The organism is Amycolatopsis bullii, assembly GCF_014654205.1.
GTDB classification, from domain to species: domain Bacteria; phylum Actinomycetota; class Actinomycetes; order Mycobacteriales; family Pseudonocardiaceae; genus Amycolatopsis; species Amycolatopsis plumensis.
The window spans coordinates 89,241-110,174 of sequence record NZ_BNAW01000014.1; the positions used below are offsets into that span (position 1 = coordinate 89,241).

Here is a 20,934-nt window from a genome sequence, read left to right on the forward strand (position 1 = left end):
CGGACGTGTAACCAATGCTGCCGATCCGACGACGGTTGGGGTAACCGGCCGATCAACTGAACCCGTTCGGCGTACCCGGCTCAGGAATGGAGATCCCACCGTTGACTGACGACACGGTGCGCCTGGCCCTGGTCGGGCAGGTCCTGCGACGGCGGTGGCGGCTGCTGGCCGCCCTCGCCGTCCTGGGCGCGCTGCTCGGCGCCGGGGCGTCGATCCTGTTCTCGCCCGGCTACAAGACGACCTCGGGCGTGCTGCTCCAGGGCCCGCGCCAGGCCGACGAGCTGCTGACCCAGGCCGAGATCGCGACCTCCTCGGTCGTCCTCGACCGCACCGCCGCCATGCTGTCGTGGCACCCCAGCGGCGCCGACCTGAAGAAGCAGGTCAGCGCGTCGGTGGCGCAGAGCAACGTCGTGACGATCACCGTCTCGGCCGACACCGCCGAGCACGCGCAGCAGCTCGCCGACCAGGTCGCGCAGCAGTACGTCAAGTACTCGACGCAGCTGGCCACCAACTCCGCCGACGCCTCGGTGCAGCTGGCCCAGGAACAGCGCGAGTCGCTGCGCGAGCAGGTCAAGCTGACCACGGACAAGATCAGCGATCTCGCCAAGAACGTCGGCGGCGGCCTGACCGTGGAAAGCGTGCAGGTGCGCACCCAGCTCGAGGGCCTGAAAACGTCGCTGGAGCAGGCGATCAACGACCTGAACCAGGCCGATCTCGCCACCGGCGTCGGCAACACCGTGGTGCTCGGCCCGGCCCAGCGCCCGACGTCGCCGGCGGCGCCGACGATGACCCACTTCGTCGCCGGGGGCGCGGTCCTGTTCTTCCTCGTGGGCGTGTTCGGCCACCTGTTCACCGCCCGCACCGACCGGCGGCTGCGGGGCGAGCCGCAGATCGCCTCCGCGCTCGGCGCGCCGATCCTCGCCGGGGTCGACGTCACCACCCCGGAGGGCGCCCGCGCGCCGGCCACCGGCTTCCTCGGCAAGGTGCGGCACCTGCTCGGCGGCGACCGGCCGTGGGTGCTGCCACCGGTCGCGACCTCGGCCGACGAGGTCAACCGCGACATCCGCTACCGCCGGGTGCTGGCCCGGCTGGCCACCGGCCCCGCCGACGTCCTGCTCCTGGTGGCCGAAGACGACGAAACCGGCCGCCTGGCCGCCGCCCAGCTCGCCGAGCTGGCCGACCGGCTGTCCGTGCCGCTGCGGATCTTCGAGTTCTCGCCCGACCGGCCGACGGTGCCGGACGCCGCGGCGAGTTCCGGGGTCCTGGTCGTGCTCGGCGCCGGCACGCGCACCGCGTGGCAGCTCGTCCGGCTCGCCGAGGCCTGCGCGGACGCCCGCCAGGAGATCGTCGGCGCCGTCCTCACCCACCCCGTCCGGCCGAGCGGGCCGGCGAAACCCGGACCCGCGGCGGAAGCCCCCGAGAAAGCCCTGGCAGGTTCGGCGTGACGACTCCTTCCCCGCAGGCCCAGGCCGCGCCGCTGGTCGATCTGCAGCGGCTGTTCGTCGCGATCCGCCGCCGCAAGCGGTTCTGGCTGGCCACCGCGCTGCTCGGGCTGATCGCGGGCGCCGTCCTCGCGGTCGTGCTGCCCGCACCGCCGACCGCGGTCGCCAAGGTGATCGTGGTCCACCAGGACGACTCGCCGACCGACAGCGGCACGCTGATGCGCACCGACGTCGCCGTGCTGCAGACGACCCAGATCGCCGAAGCCGCGTTGAAGAAGCTGGGCAGCACGGATTCGCCCGAAGACTTCATGAAGAACTACGCGGGCCTGGGGCTGACGAACAACGTCCTGCAGATCACCGTCAAGGCCAAGAGCGGCGAAGAGGCCGTGGCGCGGGCGCAGGCGCTGGCCGAGACGTTCATCGCCGACCACGTCAAGCGCAGCCAGGCGGCCGCGGCCGCCCAGTCGCAGGCCATCCTCGACCAGCGCAAGAACGCCCAGGACGAGCTGAGCAAGGTCGAGCAGCAGATCGTCGAAGAGGAGGGCAAGGGCCGCCAGGCCAGCCAGCCCGCCCTCGAAAACCTCTACAGCCGCCGCGCCGCGCTCACCGCACAGATCTCGGACTTCACCTCGCGCGCCCAGCAGGCCGGCATCGGCAGCCCGCAGGTCGCCGCGGGCACCCAGGTCGTCGACGCGGCCCGGCTGCTGCCCAAGGCGTTCCTCAAGACCACCGCGACCAACGCCGGCATCGGGTTCGCCCTCGGCCTGGCTCTCGGGCTCGCCCTCGTCGCCGTCGGCGCGGTCTCGCGGGACAAGCCGGTGCTGCGCCGGGAGATCTCGACGCACCTCGGCGCGTCCGTGATCGCGCAGCTGCCGTCGAAGCCGCGCGGGCCGGCCCGGCTGTGGCGGCGCTCGCGCGCGGTCGCCGAACGTCAGCGCGTCGCCACGACGCTGGTCCGCCTGATCAAGCAGGACCCGCGCGAGGTGTCGCTGCTGGAGCTCGGCGCCCCGAACGTCGCCGCCGCGCTCGGCCTGGACGTCGCCGGGGAGCTGGCCGCAGAAGGCGCCGCGAGCGTCCTCGACGACCTGCCCGGGGAAGACGTCCGCAAGCTCGCGCAGGAGACCCAGAGCGACGTCTCCGTGGTCGGCGCCGGTGACCCGCCCGGGAAGCCGGAAGAGCGCCGCGTCGGCGTCGGCACGGTGTCGCCGGGCACGGCGTGGACCGACCTGACGCACCTCGGCAAGGAGACCGTGCTGGTCGTGAAGGCCGGGCACGCGAACACGCTGTGGCTGCACACGGTCGCGCGGCAGCTGGCCGACCAGGAGATCCCGATCATCGGCGTCGTGCTGGTCGACCCGGACCCGCGGGACAAGTCCGACGGCACGCTGTGGGACGGCCTGCACACCGCCCTGCGCGGGCGGGGCCGCCCGGCGGCGCCCGCCCCGGCCGAGCGGGAAGACCACCTGGAGGAGCTGGTCGCGCGCGTCGCCGAGCGCGTCGTCACGGAGCAGCCGACACGCCGGTTCACCCCGGTCCGGCCGGTGCTCCCGCCCGCTCTCGCCACCCCGAGGCCACCGGCGGCGCCTCTGCCGCCACCGGGCGGCGTGAGCGTGCCGGACCACCTGAACGCGCCGACGAAGAAGTTCGCTCCGGTCAAGGCCCAGAAGCGGCCGACGCCGTTCAAGCGCGATCACGCGGAACCCAGCCACAAGGGCGAACTGAACGCCGACCTCGAACCCGAAAAGAGCGCGGAGGTCTCCTGACCTGACCCGCGCCGCGACCGAAGGGGAACGCACTCCATGTGCGGCATCGCAGGCACCTACCTCTGGCCGGACGGCGGGCCGCTCACCGACCGGCTGACCAAGACGCTGGCCCACCGCGGCCCGGACGGCTCCGGCCGCTACGAGCACTCGGCCGGCCCCGGCTCCGTGCACCTGGGCCACCGGCGGCTGTCGATCATCGACCTGTCGGAGACCGGCGCTCAGCCGATGGTCCTCGACGGGCTCGCGCTGAGCTACAACGGCGAGCTGTACAACGCGCCCGAGCTGCGGGCCGAGCTCTCGGCGGCCGGTGTCCGCTTCCGCGGGACGTCCGACACCGAGGTGCTGCTGCAGGCGTGGCGGCGCTGGGGCACCGACTGCCTGCCGAAGCTGCGCGGCATGTTCGCGTTCGCGCTGTTCGAGGAGGGCACCGGCGAGCTGTTCCTGGTCCGCGACCAGCTGGGCATCAAGCCGCTGTTCTTCGTGCAGCGGAACGGCGGCGTCGCCTTCGCCTCGGAGCTCAAGGCGCTCGCGGGTGAGCTCGGCGGGTCGCTGCAGGTCGACAACGCGGCGCTGATCGCGTCGCTGCTCTACTACTGGGTGCCGGACAGCCGGTGCGCCTACCAGGGCGCGGAGAAGCTGCAGCCGGGCACGTGGCTGCGCTGCCGCCCGGACGGCCAGGTCGACCGCGGCCGGTTCTGGTCGCTGCGGGAGATCGCCGAGGAGGGCGCGGCCTTCGACGGCGAGGTCGACCTGCACGCCGTGATCGCCGAGTCGACGGCCAAGCACCTGCTTTCGGACGTCCCGGTGGCGACGTTCCTCTCGGGCGGCCTGGACTCCAGCTACCTGACGGCGCTGGCCGCGCGGTCGCAGCCCGGGATTTCGGCGTACACCATCGGGTTCCGGGCCGAGGACGCGAAGTTCGAGGCCATGCCGGACGACCTCAAGTACGCCCGGATCGTGGCCGGGCAGTTCGGCGTCGACCTGCACGAGATCGAGATCGCGCCGCAGGTGCTCGACCTGCTGCCGAAGATGACCTACCACCTCGACGAGCCGATCGGCGACCCGGCGGCGATCAACTCGTTCCTGATCTGCTCGGCCGCGCGCGAGGCCGGCGTCAAGGTGATGCTGTCCGGGATGGGTGCGGACGAGCTGTTCGCCGGGTACCGCAAGCACCTCGCGAACCTGATCGCCCTGCGCTACCACAAGGTGCCGGGCGCGGTCCGGCGTCCGGTCGAGTCCATTGTGGACCGACTGCCGGTGGCGTCGGCCAAGCGCGGGTACCGGTCGGTCCGGTTCGCGAAGCGGTTCCTGTCCTTCGCGGGCCTGCCCGAGGAGACGGCGTTCCGGCGCAGCTACACGATGTACGACCGTGCGGAGCTGCTCGGTCTGGTGAACCCGGACCTCGCCGCTGACGTCGATTCGGTGTTGACCGAGCACGCGGACACCTACAACGACCAGGCCCTGGACGACTTCGTCAACCGGATGTGCCTGGCCGACTCGCGGATGTTCCTGCCCGGGCTGAACCTGACCTACACCGACCGCTCGACGATGGCGGCGTCCACCGAGGTGCGGACGCCGTTCGTCGACGTCGAGGTCGTGCGGGCGGCGTTCAAGATCCCCGGCAGCAAGAAGATCGTCGGCCGCGCCGGGAAGGTGGCGCTGAAGAACGCGGCGCTGAACATCCTGCCCAGCGAGATCGTGCACCGGCCGAAGGGCCTGTTCAGCGCGCCGCTCCGGGCCTGGATGAGCCGCGACCTGGCGCCGCTGGTGCGTGAAGTCGTCAACGAAGGCGTGCTCGTTTCGTCGGGCTTCCTGCAGCGGGAGGCACTGCAGCGCATGGTCGCCGAGGACGCCGCCGGCCAGGAGGACCGCGGCAAGCACCTCTGGCACGTCTTGACCCTCGAATACTGGTACCGGAACGCGATGTCTGGAGCGGGAGCGAAGTGAAGCAGGTAGTCCAGAACTACAAGAGCGGGGAACTGGCGCTCCTCGACGTGCCCGAGCCGGCCTGCAAGCCGGGTGGCGTGCTGGTGCGGACGGTGTACTCGCTGATCTCGACCGGCACCGAGATGATGAAGGTGTCCGAGGCCAGCATGTCCCTGGTGGGCAAGGCCAAGGCCCGGCCCGACCAGGTCGCGAAGGTCATGCAGAGCGTGGCCACCAACGGCCTTTCGGCGACCTACCGCAAGGTGACGTCCAAACTGGACTCCTACACCCCGCTCGGCTACTCGCTGTGCGGCATCGTCGAGCAGGTCGGCGACGGCATCACCGACGTGGCGGTGGGTGACCTGGTGGCCTGCGCGGGCAACGAGCACGCGCTGCACGCCGAGCTCAATTGGGTCCCGAAGAACCTGTACTCGCCGGTGCCCGCGGGCGTCGACCCGCGGCACGCGGCGTTCGGCACCGTCGGGTCCATCGCCATGCAGGGTGTGCGCCGCGGCGAGCCGCAGATCGGCGACGTCGCCCTGGTGATCGGCCTCGGCCTGATCGGCCAGCTGGTCGTGCAGCTGCTGGCGTCGTCCGGCGTGCGCGTCGTCGGCGTGGACCCGGATCCGGAGCGGTGCAAGCTCGCCGAGAGCCTCGGCGCGCTGACCTGCGCGCACCCGGCGTCCGGCATCGTGGACACGGCGGTGGACGAGCTGACCCACGGCGCGGGCGTCGACCAGACCTACCTGGCCGCGGGCGGCAACACGAACGACCCGGTGGAGCTGGCCGCGAAGCTGTCGCGCGACCGCGGCCGCGTGATCGACATCGGCAAGTGCAAACTCGACCTGCCGTGGAACGCCTACTACGAGAAGGAACTGGACGTCCGGTTCTCGCGTTCGTACGGGCCGGGCCGCTACGACCCGTCGTACGAGCTGGAGGGGCGCGACTACCCGATCGGCCAGGTGCGCTGGACCGAGCGCCGCAACCTCGAGTGCGTGCTGGACCTGATCGCGCGCGATCGGCTGGACGTCGAGCCGCTGATCACGCACGTCTCGGACTTCTCTTCCGCTGTCGACACGTACAAGTCGCTGAATGAGGGCGCGTTGAAGGCGGTGGCGGTGCTGTTCCGCTACCCGGACGGGGTCGCCCGGACGGAGCCGGTGGTGACGTCCGCGCGGGTCGCGGTGGCGTCCTCTTCGGCTGTCGCGTTGCCCGCGGGACAGCCGGTGCGCCTGGGCTTCATCGGGGCGGGCAACTACGCGTCGTCGATGCTGCTGCCGCACCTGGTCGAGCGCGCGGACGTGGAGCTCAAGCACGTCGCGACGACGTCGGCGCTGTCGGGCGCCAACGCGCGGCGCAAGTTCGGCTTCGCGGCGGCGTCGACGGACATCGACAACGTCCTCGGCGACTCGTCGATCGACGCGGTGTTCGTCGTGACGCGGCACAGCTCGCACGCCGAGCTGACCCGCCAGGCGCTGCTGGCGGGCAAGACGGTGTTCGTCGAGAAGCCGCTGGCCCTGTCTTCGGAAGAGTTGCAGAAGGTCCTCGACGCGATCGAGGAGTCCGGCAACGACCGGCTCCAGGTCGGCTTCAACCGCCGGTTCGCCCCGCTGCTGCACGAGGCCCGCGAGCAGTTCGGCCCGCGCGTCGGCCCGGCGAGCGTCCGGTACCTGGTCAACGCGGGCCGCCTCGACCACGGCAGCTGGTACAACCAGACGGAGTCGGAGGGCTCCCGTTTCGCGGGCGAGGGCGGGCACTTCATCGACACGGTGAGCTGGCTCCTCGACGCGGACCCGGTCTCGGTGTACGCGACGGGGGACTTGCAGGTGAACCTCGGTTACGCGGACGGCTCGACGGCGGTGATCACGTACGCCGAGACGGGCTCGTCGGGCTTCCCGAAGGAGACGTTGGACCTCGTCGCGGACGGCAAGGTCTTGAAGTTCGACGACTTCGTCCGCGCTTCGGTGTACTCGCGCAAGAAGTGGGCCAGTTCGCGTATCCCGAAGGGCCGCGACAAGGGCCAGGCGGCCGAGGTCAACGCGTTCTTGGAGGCGGTCCGGACGGGCTCGCCGATGCCGATCTCGGTGGCTTCCCTGGCCGCGACGACGCTCGCGACGCTGGCCGCGCAGACGAGCGCCGCGAACGCCGCGCCGGTGCGGATCGAGCTGCCGCAGAAGGCGGGTGCCCCGGCATGACAGGCATCGCGCCGATCCACTCGAGGCGGCTGTGCCCGGGTGTGCCGGGCACGGCGCCGGTCCGGCCGGCGCTGCTTCCGGCGGCGCCGAGGGTGGCCGCGGTTCGGTGGAGTGTGGCGGGTTCGGCGGTGGCGAGGTCGGCTTCGGTCCGGCCGGTGGCGCTGCCGTGCTCGGCGGTGGCGAGGGTGGCCGCGGTTCGGTGGAGTGTGGCGGGTTCGGCGGCGCTGAGGGTGGCTGCGGTCCGGCTGGCGGCACTGCCGTGCCCGGGCGTGCCGGGCACGGCGCCGGTCCGGCCGGCGCTGCTTCCGGCGGCGGGGGCGCGGCCATGATGGGACCCGGCTGGTACCTGCGCCGGCTGTCGCGGATGGGGCCGGCGGAGGTTGTCGGCCGTGCGCGGCATGCCGTCGTGCAGCGGCAGTGGCGGCCCGCGCTGCCAACCCCGCCCGACTGGCCCGCGCACCCGCGCTTCACCGCCACGTTGCCCGCCGGCGTGCTGGGCAAGGTGTCCGGCGAGGCCGTCGCACGGCTGCTGGCTACCGCCGACGAGCTGATGGCCGGCCGCGCAGAGTTCTTCGGCGTCGAGCGCACCGATTTCGCGGCGCCCGACTGGTTCCTCGACCCGAAGACCGGGCGTCGCGCGCCCTCGGACGTGTACGCGTTCGACGTGCCGTACCGGTCGGAGGACACCGTCGGCGACATCAAGCAGATCTGGGAGCCGTCGCGCCACCAGCACCTCACCGTGCTGGCCGCGGCGTACGCCCTGACCGGCTCTCCGGCCTACGCCACGCGCGCAGCCGAGCACCTGCGTTCGTGGTGGGCTGCCAATCCGCCGTTGCAGGGGCCGCACTGGGTGAGCGGCATCGAGCTGGGCATCCGGCTCCTGTCGTGGGTCTGGACGCGCCGACTGCTCGACGGCTGGCCGGGTGCGGCGGAGCTGTTCGAAGAGAACCCGGACTTCCAGCTCCAGCTGTGGCACCATCAGAACTGGCTTGCGACGCTGCGCAGCCACGGCTCGTCGGCGAACAACCACGTGATCGCCGAGGACGCCGGGCTGCTTGCGGCGGCGTGCGCGTTCGGCTGGTTCCCGGAGTCGGCGGGCTGGCGAACCGCGGCGATGCGCTCGCTGGACGTCCAGCTGGGGCGCAACACGTTCGCGTCCGGCCTCAACGCGGAACTGGCGTCCGAGTACCACGGCCTGGTGCTGGAACTCGGCCTGGCGGCGGCGGTCGAGGCCGACGCCGCGGGCACGCCGGTGCCGGACTCGACGTGGGACGTCCTGCTCCGGATGACGGACGCCCTGGCGTCCATTGTGGACAACCGGATGCGTCCGCCCCGCCAGGGCGACGCCGACGACGGCTTCGGCCTCATCGTCGACGGCGCCTCGACCGACCGCTGGGCATCGCTGCTGGCCTCGGGGGAGGCGCTGTTCGGCCGCCTCGACTGGTGGCCCCCGATCCCGGGCGACGACGTGCGGACACCGTTGCTGGCGTCGCTGGTCTCGCGCACCCCGCGAGCGGCGGGTGTCCGCCCCGGACGCCGCCCGGCGCACCTGCGGGACGCGGGGATGACGATCCTGCGTTCCGGCCCGGTGTGGGTCCGCTGCGACGGAGGCCCCCACGGCTTCCTGTCGATCGCGGCGCACGCCCACGCGGACGCGCTGTCGCTGGAGGTCCGCCACGATGGCGTGGATGTGCTCGCTGACCCGGGCACGTTCTGCTACCACGGCGAGCCGCAGTGGCGGTCGTACTTCCGGTCGACGCTGGGCCACAACACGCTCGAGCTGGCCGGCCGCGACCAGTCGGTGTCGGGTGGCCCGTTCCTGTGGACCCGCCACGCGGTGACGAAGGTCCTCGAGGTCCACACGCCGGACGACGGGCCGTCCCGCTGGTCGGCAGCCCACGACGGCTACGCCCCGGCGCTCCACCGCCGCACGGTCGAGCTGGACGGCGACGAGCTGCGGATCGTCGACGAGGTCCTGGGCGACGGTTCGCCGGGATCGGCACGGCTGGCGTTCCACTTCGGCCCGTCGGTGACGGTCATGCTCGACGGCACCACGGCCCGCCTCCGCTGGCCGGCCGCGCTCGATGCGCCGCTCGTCGGTGACCGTGGTTCCAAGGGGGGTAGCGCGCCTGCTGGTTCGGTTGTCGCCGGGGCCGATGCGGCTGATGGCGGGCGTTCGGCTGGTTCCGCCGCCGATCCGGTCGTCGGGCGGGTTTCCGGTTCTCTCACCGGCGCTGTCCGGACCGCCGTGATGGAATTGCCGTCCGAACTCGCGTGGACCGTGCACCGGGGGGAGACCGAGCCGCCGCTGGGCTGGTACTCCGCGGGGTTCGGGCGCAAGGAACCCGCCACCACCCTTGTCGGCTCCGGGTCGCCCGGTCACCTCACCACCCTGCTCCGCTTCAGTTAGGACCCGCCCGTGACAGCCCGCCGCTACCGACTTCGCCGCGCAGCTCCGCTGCTCGGCCTCCTGCTCACGGTCGCGGCGTGCTCGGGCGGTCCGGACACCGACGGCGGCCCGGCCCAGGCGACCGCGGCCCCCAGCGGGTCGGTCGCCGCCGTGTGCGACAAGCAGCCGGCCGGACCCGCGGCCGCGCCGGCGGGGGCCGTGGTCGTCGATCCCGCCGTGCCGGGGGACCTGGCGGCCAAGACGCGCTCGGCCGGGCCGGGCACCACCTTCTGGCTCAAGCCCGGCAAGCACATCCTCGGCGACGACAAGTACGACCAGGTGTCCCCGAAGGACGGGAACGTCTACGTCGGCGCCCCGGGCGCGGTCCTCGACGGCCGGAAGATCAACCAGTACGCCTTCACCGGGCACGCGGCCAACGTCAAGATCAACTACCTGACCGTGCAGGGCTTCGCCGCTCCGCACGACGAAGGCGTGGTCAACCACGACTCGGGCGACGGCTGGGTGATCGAACACTCGACCATCCAGGACAACGACGGCGCCGGGCTGATGGCGGGCGCGCGCCAGCAGGTGCGCGGCAACTGCCTGCGCCGCAACGGCCAGTACGGCATGAACGCCTACTCCGGCAGCACCCCGATCACCGCGCTCGTCGTCGAGGGCAACGAGATCGCCGGCAACAACACCGGCGACTGGGAAGCCAAGATCGAAGGCTGCGGCTGCAGCGGCGGCATCAAGTTCTGGGACGTCAACGGCGCCGACGTGCGCGGCAACTGGGTGCACGACAACCACGGCACCGGGCTGTGGGCCGACACGAACAACAACGACTTCCTCGTCGAGGGCAACCTCATCGAGAACAACGACAGCGCCGCGCTGATCTACGAGATCAGCTACAACGCGATCATCCGCGACAACACGATCCGCAAGAACAACTGGGTCGACGGCCGCCGCTACGCCGACAAGAGCGACAACTTCCCGACCTCGGCGATCTACATCTCCGAGTCCGGCGGCGAGCCGCGGGTCAAGGCGCGCACCGCGAAGATCGAGATCTCGCGCAACTACCTGGAGAACAACTGGTCCGGGATCACGCTGTGGGAGAACGCCGACCGGTTCTGCAACAGCCCGGCCAACACCTCCTCGGGCGACTGCACCCGGCTGGTGCCGTCCGTCAAGGAGTGCGCGGCCCCGGCGATCACCGGCGGCGCGCTCCGGTCCGACTGCCGCTGGAAGACCCAGCACGTCGACATCCACGACAACAAGTTCGTCCTCGACCCGGCGGTTGTGGGCTGCCAGGCCTCCTGCGGCCGGATGGGCCTGCTGTCGAACTTCGGCACCTACCCGGACTGGTCGCCGTACCGCGGCGACGACGTCCAGGAATCGATCACGTTCAAGCAGGACAACCGCTGGCACGACAACAGTTACGCCGGCCCCTGGACGTTCATCGCCCACTCGGCCGACCGCGTCCTCGAGATCGGCGAGTGGGAAGGCGCGCCGTACTCGCAGGACAGCGGGAGCACCTTCACCGCGCAGGGCGGGGGCTGACATGGCGGGGCATCCCGAGCCGGCCGGCCTCCGTGGCGACGCCGCACCCGAACCCGCCTCCTCGACGCCGAAGTGGGCGGGCGTGGCGTGGGCTCTGCTGATCCTCAACACGCTCGGCTCGACCGGCGCGAAAACGGTCCTCCCGCTGCCGCGGTCGGTCAGCCAGCTGGTGACCATGGGCTCGCTGATGACGGCGTTCGTGATCGCGCTGGCGCTGAACAAGCACCTGCGGATCCGCCCGAGCGCGTACCTGCTGCTGCTGACGGCGTTGCTGGGGACGAGCATCCTCTCCAGCGCCGACCTGCAGGAGGGCGCCGGCGCGCTGTTCCGGTGCTTCCGGCTCACGGTGTTCGTCTCCACGCTCTGGCTGCTGACCCGCTGGTGGGACGGCGGGTTCAGCTTCGTCCGGTACCACATCCGCACGTACGCGGTCGTGCTCGCGTCGGTGGCGGTCGGCCTGGTCATCTCGCCCGGCAACGCGATGCCGGAGGAGTACGGCGGCCGGCTCTCGGGCGCGATCTGGCCGCTGACCCCACCGCAGATCGGCCAGTACGCGGCCGTCATCTCCGGGCTCACCCTCCTTCTCTGGTTCGGGCGCCGCACGACCTGGCGCAGCGCGCTGGCGATCGTGGTGCCGGTGCTGGGACTGCTGCTGCTCACCCACACCCGCACGGCGACGCTCGGTCTCGTCGCCGGTCTCGTGGTGGCCTTCCTGTCGATGGTGCTGACCAGTGCCCGCGCCCGGAAGGTGTTCGCGTGGACGGTCGGCATCGGCGGGGTCGCCGGGGTGGTGCTCGCGGGCGCGCTGCAGACGTGGTTCCTCCGCGGCCAGAGCGCGGACAATTTCTCCAGCCTGACCGGCCGCGCGAAGGTGTGGGACGCCCTGCTGGAGGCCCCGCGATCGACGGCGGAGTACATCTTCGGGGTCGGGCTGACGGACAAGTCCTACGACGGCCTCCCGATCGACAACAGCTGGCTCGCGATCTACCACGAGCAGGGTTTCGTCGGGATCGCGCTGGTGGCGGGATTCCTCCTCACGTTGGTCGTGGTGGCCGTGCTGCGGCCACCGTCGCTGGCTCGCGCGTGCGCGATCTTCCTGATCACCTATTGCATTTCGGCCTCCTACACCGAAGCGGGGCTCGGCGACGCGTCGCCGTACCTGCTCCACCTGGCGGTCGCCGCGTCGCTGCTGGTCCGCGGGGTGCCGCAGTCCGACGAACAGGCATTCATCCCGGCGAAGGGGGCAGACGTGCGAGGTGCAGGCGCGTGAAGGTGCTCGTGGTGCACAACCGCTACCGGTCCGAGCAGCCGAGCGGCGAGAACAACGTCGTCGACGCCGAGGTGACCCTGCTCGCCGAGGGCGGCCACCAGGTGTCGTTGTTCGAACGCCGCAGCGACGACATCGCGGCGATGCCGCTGCCCCGCAAGGCCGCGGTGCCGCTGATGGTGCCGTGGAACCCGGCGGTGCGGAAGGAGCTCGCCGCCCGGCTGCGAGCCTCGCGCCCGGACGTCGTGCACATCCACAACACGTTCCCGCTGCTCTCGCCGTCGGTGGTCGCCGCGTGCGCGGACGCGGGGGTGCCCGCGGTCGCGACGCTGCACAACTACACGATGGTCTGCCCACCCGGCACGCTCCACCGCGACGGCCGCATCTGCACCGAGTGCGTCGGCGGCTCACCGCTGCCGGCGGTGAAGCACGGCTGCTACCGCGGTTCGAGCGCGGCCACGCTCCCGATGGCGGCGAGCATGGTCGCGAACCGGCGCCGGTGGTGGACGGGCGTGTCCCGGTTCTTCTGCATTTCGGCGGCCCAACGTGACCTCCTGGTGTCGGCCGGGATGCCCGGCGAGCGGATGGTGGTGAAGCACAATTTCGTCACCGACCCCGGCGTCCGCCGCACCGGCGCCGGCCGGCACGTGCTGTTCCTCGGCCGCGTCACCGAGGAAAAGGGCGTGGGCCTGCTGATGCGGGCCTGGGAGCGTCTCGACGGCGCCCTCGGGGTGCCGCTGGTCATCGCGGGCACCGGCCCGATGCAGGACGAGGTGGCGGCCTGGGCAGCCGACCGGCCCGACGTCTCGTACGTCGGCCTGCAGAACAAGGCGGAATGCCGCGCGCTGACCGCCGACGCGGTCGCGGTGGTCGCGCCGTCGACGTGGCTCGAGGCCTTCGGCCTGGTGGTGGTCGAGGCGATGGCCGCCGGTGTGCCGACGGTCGCGGCGGCGCACGGCGCGTTCCCCGAGCTGGTCGACGACGGTGTCACGGGTCTCCTGCACGCACCGAACGACGCAGCCTCGCTCGCCGATCGCCTGCGCGCGGTCATCGGCGACCGCAACGGCGACATGGGCGACGCGGCCCGCGTCCGGTACGAGAAGGACTTCACCCCCGCGGTCGGCCTGGACCGCCTGATCGCCGGGTACGAGGCGGCGATCGAGGCGTGAGGCAGCTGGTCCGGACGGCGCCCGCGGCCCTGCCGGCCGTGCTGCGCGCCCCGCTGGCGATGTCCGCCGCCCTGGCGACGGCGGTGCTCGTCGCGCTGGGCATCCTGCACTTCCGCGACTCGGGCCTGACCGGCATCGACGCGGCCCTCCTTCCTTCGATCGACGGGGTCCGGCCACCGTGGCGGCACGTCGCCCTGGTCTTCGACTTCGGTGGCGAGCCGGTGGGGTCGGTGATCCTGATCGCGCTCCTTTCGGGGGTGTGCTGGCTGCTCCGCCAGGTCCGGACGGCCGTGCTGACGGTGGCCGGTGTCGTGGTGACGGTGGCGGTGACGACCGTGCTGAAGCCGGTGGTCGGCCGCACCATCCACGGCGAGTTCCTGTCGTACCCGAGTGGGCACACGGCCATGGCGACGGCCCTCGCGCTGGTCATCGGGCTGTTGCTCACCGAGCGGATGGGGCTGGGGCGCGCGGCCGGGGTCGCGCTCTCGTTGGGGTTGGCGTTGGTGGCCGGGGTGGCGATGGGGTGGGCTGAGGTGGCGTTGGGGGCGCACTACCCGACGGACGCTCTCGGCGGGTTCTGCGCTGCGCTGGCCGCGGTTCCGGGGACTGCTTGGGTGCTGGATCGGGTGGCTGACCGGCTCTGAGGACGCTCGCTGGGGGATGTCCTGAGTGGGTGACCGGACCGGGTGGAGGCTGCTCGCCGGGGCGGCCGGTCGGCCTGGGGAGTGATCGCTCGCTGCCGGACTTGGCCGGGGATCAGTTCCCGGGTGGTGTGTCGGTTTCGGCGGGGCCCGTTCGTCGGTGGGGGACCTACCTGTGAAGGAGATCCCCGTGATCCAAGATCTGATCGCCGCCGAGCGGCGGGAACTGGCCGCGCTGCTCGGCGAACTGCCGTCGGCCGCGTGGGGCGCGCCCACCCTGTGCGCCGGCTGGGGCGTGGCCGAGGTCGTGGCCCACATGACCATGCCCTTCCGGCTCTCCACCGGGCGGTTCGTGTGGGAACTCGCCAAGTCCGGCGGGCGCTTCAACGCCATGGCCGACCGCGTCGCCCGCCGCGAGGCCGCCGAGCTCTCCCGCGAAGCGCTGATCGCCTCGCTGCGGGACAACGCCGACCACCAGTGGCGGCCGCCGGGCGGGGGCGCCGAGGGCGCTCTGAGCCACGATGTCATCCACGGCCTGGACATCACGACGGCCCTCCAGCTGGACCGCCGGGTGCCGCTCGAACGCCTGGAAGCCATCTTCGCCGCGATGAAACCGAAGCAGGTCAAGTACTTCGGCACCGATCTCGCCGGTGTTGCCCTGCAGGCCGATGATCTCGACTGGTCGTACGGGACCGGTACGCCGCTCATCGGGGCGGCCCAGGATCTTCTCCTTGTCCTCTGCAATCGGCGGTTGCCCGCCGGGCGTCTTCGGGGTGAGCCGAGCACACGGTTCACCATGGTCTGAGCAATGCGTCCACAGTGGAGGGACGAGGTCGTCGGAGCGGTCATGTCTTCGACGGTACCGAACACCCGTGCGAACGACAGTCGCTGAACCGGGTGAACGGACTGCCGAAATTCTCCGTTCGCGACTTTTTCCTTGTGGTGCAAAGGAAATCGGCGCAGCCGGCGGAAACGGCGGTGGAAATTGTCGGAGGCCGTCGGCAAGCTCGTGATCAGCAGCCGGCGGGTCCGCCGGTGAACGAAGAGCACTGATCCTGCGAGTAGGGCTTTGCCTGCCAGCCCGCAGCGTCGACCGTCTTGGAGGTGTCATGCGCCACGAAAGTCCACGGCCCGGAGTACGAGTTGTCGTGCCACCGGTTGGCCTGGCGGAAGGTGATGGCCTCTTCGATCACCGTTCCCTTGTAGGGCGACCAGTCCGGGAACGTCCCGAAGTTCGACAGCACGGCCATCCGCCCGCACAGGCTCGTGCAGCCGACGCGGCCCGCGTCGAAGCGGAAGGTGTTCCCGTGGATCTCCACCCGCTGCGTCTTCCAGCGGCAGTCGTCGTAGGCCGGGGCCTTCTCGATCGTGCCCGTCGTGCACGAAGACTTTGCCGCCACTTTGGTGCAATAGCCCGTCGAGGTGTTCGCCGGGCTGTTGCAGAAGCGGTCGGCGTTCTCCCACAGCGTGATCCCGGCCCAGTTGTCCTCGAACGTGTTGCCGCTGATGTCGACGGCCGACGTCCGGGCCCGCACGCGCGGATCGCCGCCCGACTCCGACAGGTACACCGTCGCCGCCGGGAAGTTGTCCCCGCGCGCCGCGAACACCCGGCCCTGGACCAGGGTGTTGCGGCGGAACGTGTTGCCGCGCAGCACCAGGTTGTAGCTGGTCTCGTAGAACAGCGCCTCGGCGTCGTTGGCCTCGAACAGGTTGTCCTCGACCAGGAAGTCGTTGTTGTTCGTGTCGGCCCAGAGCCCGGCGCCGTGGTTGCCGTGGACCCAGTTGCCGCGGATGTCGGCCCCGTTCACCGCCCAGAACTTGGCGCCGCCGCTGCACCCGCAGCCCGGCACCTTGGCCTCCCAGTCGCCGGTGTTGTTGCCGGTGATCTCGTTCCCCTCCAGCACGAGCCCGGTGATGCCGTCGCCCGCCTGGTAGGCGTTGAGCCCGTACTGGCCGTTGTCGCGCAGGCAGCTGTGCCGCACGACCTGGCCGGCGCCGGCCATCAGCCCGGCGCCCGCGTTGTCCTCGATGGTGGTGTTCTCGATGAGCCAGCCGTCGCCGGAGTCGTGGTTGACCACGCCCTGGTCCTGCAGCGCGGCGAACCCGCGGACGGTGAGGCCGCGGATCTCGACGTTGCGGGCCCGCTGGGTGAAGGCCGCGCGGTTGATCCCGCGGCCGTCGACGACCGCGCCCGGCGCGCCGAGGTACACGTCGCCGTCCTTGGGGACGACCTGGCCGAACTCGTCCTTGCCGAGCGTGTGGGTGCCGGGCCGGAGCCAGAACGTCGTGCCGGGCGGGTGCGCCGCCGTCTTGGCCGCCAGGTCACCGTCGACGGCCGGGTCGACGGTGACGGCTCCGGACGGTGGTTGCTCGTACGCGGCCGGTTGGTGGCCGCACACCGGTCCGGGCCCGTCGGCGGCGCCCGCGACAGCCGGGCACGCCACGGCGATCAGGAGCGAGCAAGCAGCGACGAGTACCGCACGAGATCTGCCCATGGCAGGAAGTTACGCACGATCGGGCCGGAAAACAGTCACCCTCAAGTGTCCTCATCGGACCCAACGGGTGAATCCGGCCCGATCGCGGAGGGATCAGGCGTATTTGCGGAACACGGGCTGCACCGGGCGCCCGCCCATCCACGGCGCCGGGTCGTTCGCGTCGAGGGCCTTCCGGTAGACCGTGCAGGCCTGAGCGACGACGTCGATGGTCTTGTCGATGTCCGCTTCGGTGAGCGCGGCACTGACCACGAAGGACGGTCCGAGCACCCCGCCGCCGATCAGCTCGCGCAGGAACAGCGTCCGGTACGGCTGGGACGGCCTGCCCTGCTCGTCGAGCGTGCCGAAGACCAGGTTGCTGGCCCGGCCGCGGACGACCACGTGGTCCTCGACGCCGATCCCGGCCGCCACCTCGCGGACGCCGGCGGCGAGCCGGTCGCCGAGGGCGTGCAGGCGGCCGATGACGTCTTCGTCGCGGTAGACGTCCATGACCGCCATCGCGGCGGCCAGCGAGTGGGTCTCCGCGCCGTGCGTGGTCGAGAGCAGGAACACCCGCTCGCGATCGGTGCGCAGGCCACCGATCTCCATCAGCTCACGCTTGCCCGCCAGCGCCGACACCGCGAAGCCGTTGCCGAGGGCCTTGCCGAACGTCGAGAGGTCGGGCGTGACGCCGTAGAGGCCCTGCGCGCCGTGGGCCGACCACCGGAAGCCGGTGATCATCTCGTCGAAGATCAGGACGACGCCGTGCCGGGTGGTGAGCTCGCGCAGGCCCTGCAGGTACCCCGGCGGTGGTTCCACCGCCGCGGCCGCCTCCAGGATCATGCACGCGATCTCGCCCTCGTGGCGCTGCAGCAGCTCCTCCGCGGCCTGCAGGTCGCCGTACGGGAAGGACACCGTCGCTTCCGTTGTCTCGTCCGGGATGCCGGCGTTCATCGGCGTGGTGCCGATGAACCAGTCGTCGGTGGAGAAGAAGGCGTGGTCGGCGCACTTGGCGACGAGCTTGCGGCCGGTGGCGGCCCTGGCCAGCCGGACGGCGGCGGTCGTCGCGTCCGAGCCGTTCTTGGTGAACTTCACCATCTCGGCCGTCGGGACGTTCTCGAGGAACCGCTCGGCGGCCTCGGCCTCGATGATCGACGGCCGGATGAAGTTGCTGCCCTTGTCGAGCTCGCCGCGCACCGCTTCGAGGACTCGCGGGTGGGCGTGGCCGAGGCTGACCGCTCTCAGCCCGGCGCCGTACTCGATGTACTCGTTGCCGTCGACGTCCCAGACGTGGCCGCCGCGGCCGTGCGAGATGACCGGGGCCATCCCCGCGGGATACTGGTCCGAGCCCTTGGCGTAGGTGTGCGCACCGCCGGGGATGACCCGGTGCAGCCGCTCGTCCGCCTTCGTGGAGCGGGGCAGGTTCGTTCCCATGTCGTGGCTCACCTCGTTGGTTTCAACGCCTCTCCGAGAGAGGGCGCCCGTTCGTCCCGGTCACTGACCATTGTGACCGACAGTGGCCACGAAATGTCCAATTCAGGGTCTTTGTACGAAATCGTAATGTCCTCTTCAGGATCGTGTGCCCGATCGATACGGTACGAAACGTCAGAGGGATCGGTGAGTGACTGGAATCCGTGCGCGCACCCCGCCGGGATGTACAGCGAAACCTGGGTATCGCCGGAAAGTTCGAAGGTTTTCACATTCCGGTATGTCGGCGAATCCGGTCGGAGATCCACCACGACGTCGAAGATGGCGCCGTGCGAACACCGCACCAGCTTCGCCTCGCCGGCCCCGCCGCGCAGGTGCATCCCGCGGATGACCCCCTTGCGGGACCGGGAAAGACTGTCCTGGACGAAGCCGTCCGGGTCGATGCCGACCGACGCGACGACGTCGCGGTCGAATGTCCGGCTGAAGAACCCCCGCCGGTCCGCGTGCGGGGTGGGTTCGAACAGATACGCACCGTCGATCTCGGGCACCGGAACGGCCTTCATCGCCCACCCCCGAAGAGGGCCGCCGAAAGGGCAGCGAACTGGTCCTTGAGCCGTTGCGCGTTCATCTCGTTCCGTTCCAGGAGCGTCTGGCGAAGTTCCGCCGAACGGTTCTCCAGTTCGGTGAATTGTTCGACGAGCCGGTCGAACCCGACGGTCTTCGCCCGCTGGGTGAAGCCCTCGAGGCCCATCTCCGCCATGAGGACGTCGTTCTTCGGTGCGTAGCCGATCGCCACGGTCGGTTTCGCGACCTTCAGGGCGCAGAGCACGTTGTGGTAGCGCGTGGCCACCACGCTGTCCACCGCGGCCATCTCGTGCATCAGCTCGTCCAGGGTCTCCGCCGGAGCCGCCGTCACCAGCGGGGAAGCGGTCTTCTCGATGATCTCGTCGACGACCTGCCGGTCGATCCGGTCGCCGATGAACAGCCGGACGGGTCTGTCCTGAGCAACGAGCCAGGCGACGAAACGGTTCATCGTGTCCACGTAGTGGCGGTAGATGCGGTCGGCGTCGGCACGGTCGTCGTTGCCGCCGTAGTAGGCCATCACACCGACGCCGACCGTGCCGGGCTTGCCGCCGGCGGCCGGAGTGGGGAGGGAGAACGCGAGGTCGGGGTAGACCTGGTCCGCACTCGTGTCGACGCCCATGGCACGCATGGCGTCACGCGAGATGTCGTCCCGGTAGGAGCGGTACGCGGCGAGCCGGCCGGACCAGCGGACCAGCGTCCGCGTCGCCCGGGCGCTGATCTCGTTGGCGCCGACGCAGACGAGCGCCACCTTGGTGCCGAAGAGGCGCCCGGTGGCGGAAAGGAGGAAGAGCGAATACGGGAAACCCCAGGGACGCAGCGGCAGCGTCGCTTCGAGGACACCCATGCCGGGCACGATGACGACGTCCTGCTTGCGGACCCAGGCGGCCGTGCGGCCGATGTCGACCAGCTTGCCGAGTCCCTTGAGGACGATCGACCGGAGGCCGGACGCTGTCTCGTACTCGGACTGGTTCCAGTGCAGCGGCGTCGTGTCGAGGCCGTACCGCTCGCGGACGATCTCCGGGCCGCCGACCAGGGCGCTCAGCTTCGCGTCCGGGTACTCGGCCCGCAGGTAGCCGAGCACGGCTTCGAGGGAACCGTCGTTGCCGAGGTTCCCCGAGCCGAGCAGGCCGAAGACGCCGACGCGCGGGGCACGCTTCACGCGAGCCTGCCTTCCCGGCCGGCCACGATTTCGTTGACCGTGGCGACGTCCGAGGCGGTGGGCGCGCGGTCCTCGACGCGCTCGCCGTGGCCGGAGCGGACCCGGCTGGTCAGCCAGGCGCCGAGGTGGCCGAAGCACTCCCGCTTGTCGGCGGCCGAGATCGGCGCGCGGCGGATCAGGTCGGCGAACCCGTACACGTACTCGCCGAGCAGGCGGACGGTGGGATTCCGGAGCCGGTTCGCGCGCCGCGGGTCCAGATTCGCGCACCGGCTCCGGATGGTCGGGTTGGCCCGCTCCGCGCGGCCGGGGTGGTCGCGGCGGAAGTAGAGCAGCTCGGGCACCTGGTGGAACGGGCCGTGCAGGGCCATCTCGGCCGAGTACGTCCGGTCGGCGTGGTGGTAGCTGTCGAGCGGCTTGACGCGGCGGAGGACGTCGGCGCGGATGACGCCGTAGAAGTCGTCGCCGCCCGGTTCAAACAGGATGCTGCGGAAGCGGTCGGGCGCGTGCGGGGACGCCGTGTTCAGCGTGTACTCCAGCCGCTGGACGATGCGGCCGTCGCCGTCGATGATCGCCTGGTCGCAGTGGGCCAGGATGATGTCCGGGCGCTCGTCGAGGGCCTCGACGCACCGCTTGAGCAGGTCGCGGGCGTAGAGGTCGTCGTGGGACACCCACTTGAACAGCTCGGTGCGCGAGACGTCGAACACGAAGTTGTGGTTCGGGGTCGCGCCGATGTTCTTCGGCTGGCGGACGTACCGGATCCGCGAGTCCTTCTCGGCGTAGCGGCGGCAGATCTCGTCCGTGCCGTCGGTGGAGGCGTTGTCCGAGATGATCAGCTCGAAGTCTTCGTAGGTCTGGCCGAGCAGGGCTTCCAGCGACTCGGCGAGGTACTCCTCGCCGTTGTACACCGGGAGGCCGAGGCTCAGCCGCGGGACGGTGGTCATG

General features: G+C 71.1%; 15 protein-coding genes. 10 read left to right on the plus strand and 5 right to left on the minus strand.

All coding sequences use genetic code 11. The annotated features are described in order from the left end of the window. Nucleotides 1–86: 86 nt before the first annotated feature. From IE317_RS18215 to IE317_RS18260, 10 genes are all read left to right on the plus strand, one after another. Complete coding sequence (locus IE317_RS18215; protein ID WP_191311539.1) at nucleotides 87–1,445, plus strand: exopolysaccharide biosynthesis protein; 1,359 nt, start codon at nucleotides 87–89, stop codon at nucleotides 1,443–1,445. Beyond that, nucleotides 1,442–3,205 (plus strand): Wzz/FepE/Etk N-terminal domain-containing protein, encoded by a 1,764-nt coding sequence (locus IE317_RS18220; RefSeq protein ID WP_191311540.1) that lies wholly within the window; start codon nucleotides 1,442–1,444, stop codon nucleotides 3,203–3,205. Before IE317_RS18215 ends, IE317_RS18220 begins: the two co-directional genes overlap by 4 nt. Before the next feature lie 36 nt (nucleotides 3,206–3,241). Then, on the plus strand, nucleotides 3,242–5,152 hold the full coding sequence (gene asnB / locus IE317_RS18225; RefSeq protein WP_191311542.1) for an asparagine synthase (glutamine-hydrolyzing): 1,911 nt from the start codon (nucleotides 3,242–3,244) through the stop codon (nucleotides 5,150–5,152). After that, a complete protein-coding gene (locus IE317_RS18230) occupies nucleotides 5,149–7,326 on the plus strand; it encodes a bi-domain-containing oxidoreductase (protein WP_191311544.1) in 2,178 nt (725 codons plus the stop codon). The genes asnB and IE317_RS18230 overlap by 4 nt, the downstream gene beginning before the upstream one ends. 325 nt (nucleotides 7,327–7,651) lie before the next feature. Then, on the plus strand, nucleotides 7,652–9,736 hold the full coding sequence (locus IE317_RS18235) for a heparinase II/III family protein (RefSeq protein ID WP_229902783.1): 2,085 nt from the start codon (nucleotides 7,652–7,654) through the stop codon (nucleotides 9,734–9,736). A gap of 9 nt (nucleotides 9,737–9,745) precedes the next feature. Beyond that, nucleotides 9,746–11,272: a right-handed parallel beta-helix repeat-containing protein gene (locus IE317_RS18240; protein WP_191311546.1), complete on the plus strand. Its 1,527-nt coding sequence runs from the start codon at nucleotides 9,746–9,748 to the stop codon at nucleotides 11,270–11,272. A 1-nt stretch (nucleotide 11,273) separates the two neighbouring features. Then, nucleotides 11,274–12,542, plus strand: coding sequence for an O-antigen ligase domain-containing protein (locus IE317_RS18245; RefSeq protein WP_373309071.1), 1,269 nt, complete (start codon nucleotides 11,274–11,276; stop codon nucleotides 12,540–12,542). Beyond that, nucleotides 12,539–13,708 (plus strand): glycosyltransferase, encoded by a 1,170-nt coding sequence (locus tag IE317_RS18250; protein ID WP_191311548.1) that lies wholly within the window; start codon nucleotides 12,539–12,541, stop codon nucleotides 13,706–13,708. The genes IE317_RS18245 and IE317_RS18250 overlap by 4 nt, the downstream gene beginning before the upstream one ends. Beyond that, complete coding sequence (locus IE317_RS18255; protein ID WP_191311550.1) at nucleotides 13,705–14,352, plus strand: phosphatase PAP2 family protein; 648 nt, start codon at nucleotides 13,705–13,707, stop codon at nucleotides 14,350–14,352. Before IE317_RS18250 ends, IE317_RS18255 begins: the two co-directional genes overlap by 4 nt. Before the next feature lie 187 nt (nucleotides 14,353–14,539). After that, nucleotides 14,540–15,154 carry a maleylpyruvate isomerase family mycothiol-dependent enzyme gene (locus IE317_RS18260; protein WP_191311553.1) on the plus strand — a complete coding sequence of 205 codons (615 nt, stop codon included), beginning with the start codon at nucleotides 14,540–14,542 and terminating at the stop codon, nucleotides 15,152–15,154. A gap of 208 nt (nucleotides 15,155–15,362) precedes the next feature. Here the strand turns inward: IE317_RS18260 and IE317_RS18265 are convergent, their stop codons facing one another. From IE317_RS18265 to IE317_RS18285, 5 genes are all read right to left on the minus strand, one after another. Then, nucleotides 15,363–16,844, minus strand: coding sequence for a right-handed parallel beta-helix repeat-containing protein (locus tag IE317_RS18265; RefSeq protein ID WP_229902780.1), 1,482 nt, complete (start codon nucleotides 16,842–16,844; stop codon nucleotides 15,363–15,365). A gap of 93 nt (nucleotides 16,845–16,937) precedes the next feature. Next, nucleotides 16,938–18,254 carry a glutamate-1-semialdehyde 2,1-aminomutase gene (locus IE317_RS18270; protein ID WP_191311555.1) on the minus strand — a complete coding sequence of 439 codons (1,317 nt, stop codon included), beginning with the start codon at nucleotides 18,252–18,254 and terminating at the stop codon, nucleotides 16,938–16,940. Nucleotides 18,255–18,262: 8 nt separating this feature from the next. Continuing rightward, complete coding sequence (gene rfbC / locus IE317_RS18275; RefSeq protein ID WP_191311557.1) at nucleotides 18,263–18,811, minus strand: dTDP-4-dehydrorhamnose 3,5-epimerase; 549 nt, start codon at nucleotides 18,809–18,811, stop codon at nucleotides 18,263–18,265. After that, complete coding sequence (locus tag IE317_RS18280; RefSeq protein ID WP_191311559.1) at nucleotides 18,808–19,992, minus strand: polysaccharide pyruvyl transferase family protein; 1,185 nt, start codon at nucleotides 19,990–19,992, stop codon at nucleotides 18,808–18,810. The genes rfbC and IE317_RS18280 overlap by 4 nt, the downstream gene beginning before the upstream one ends. Next, nucleotides 19,989–20,933: a glycosyltransferase family 2 protein gene (locus tag IE317_RS18285; RefSeq protein ID WP_191311562.1), complete on the minus strand. Its 945-nt coding sequence runs from the start codon at nucleotides 20,931–20,933 to the stop codon at nucleotides 19,989–19,991. The genes IE317_RS18280 and IE317_RS18285 overlap by 4 nt, the downstream gene beginning before the upstream one ends. Nucleotide 20,934: the final 1 nt, after the last annotated feature.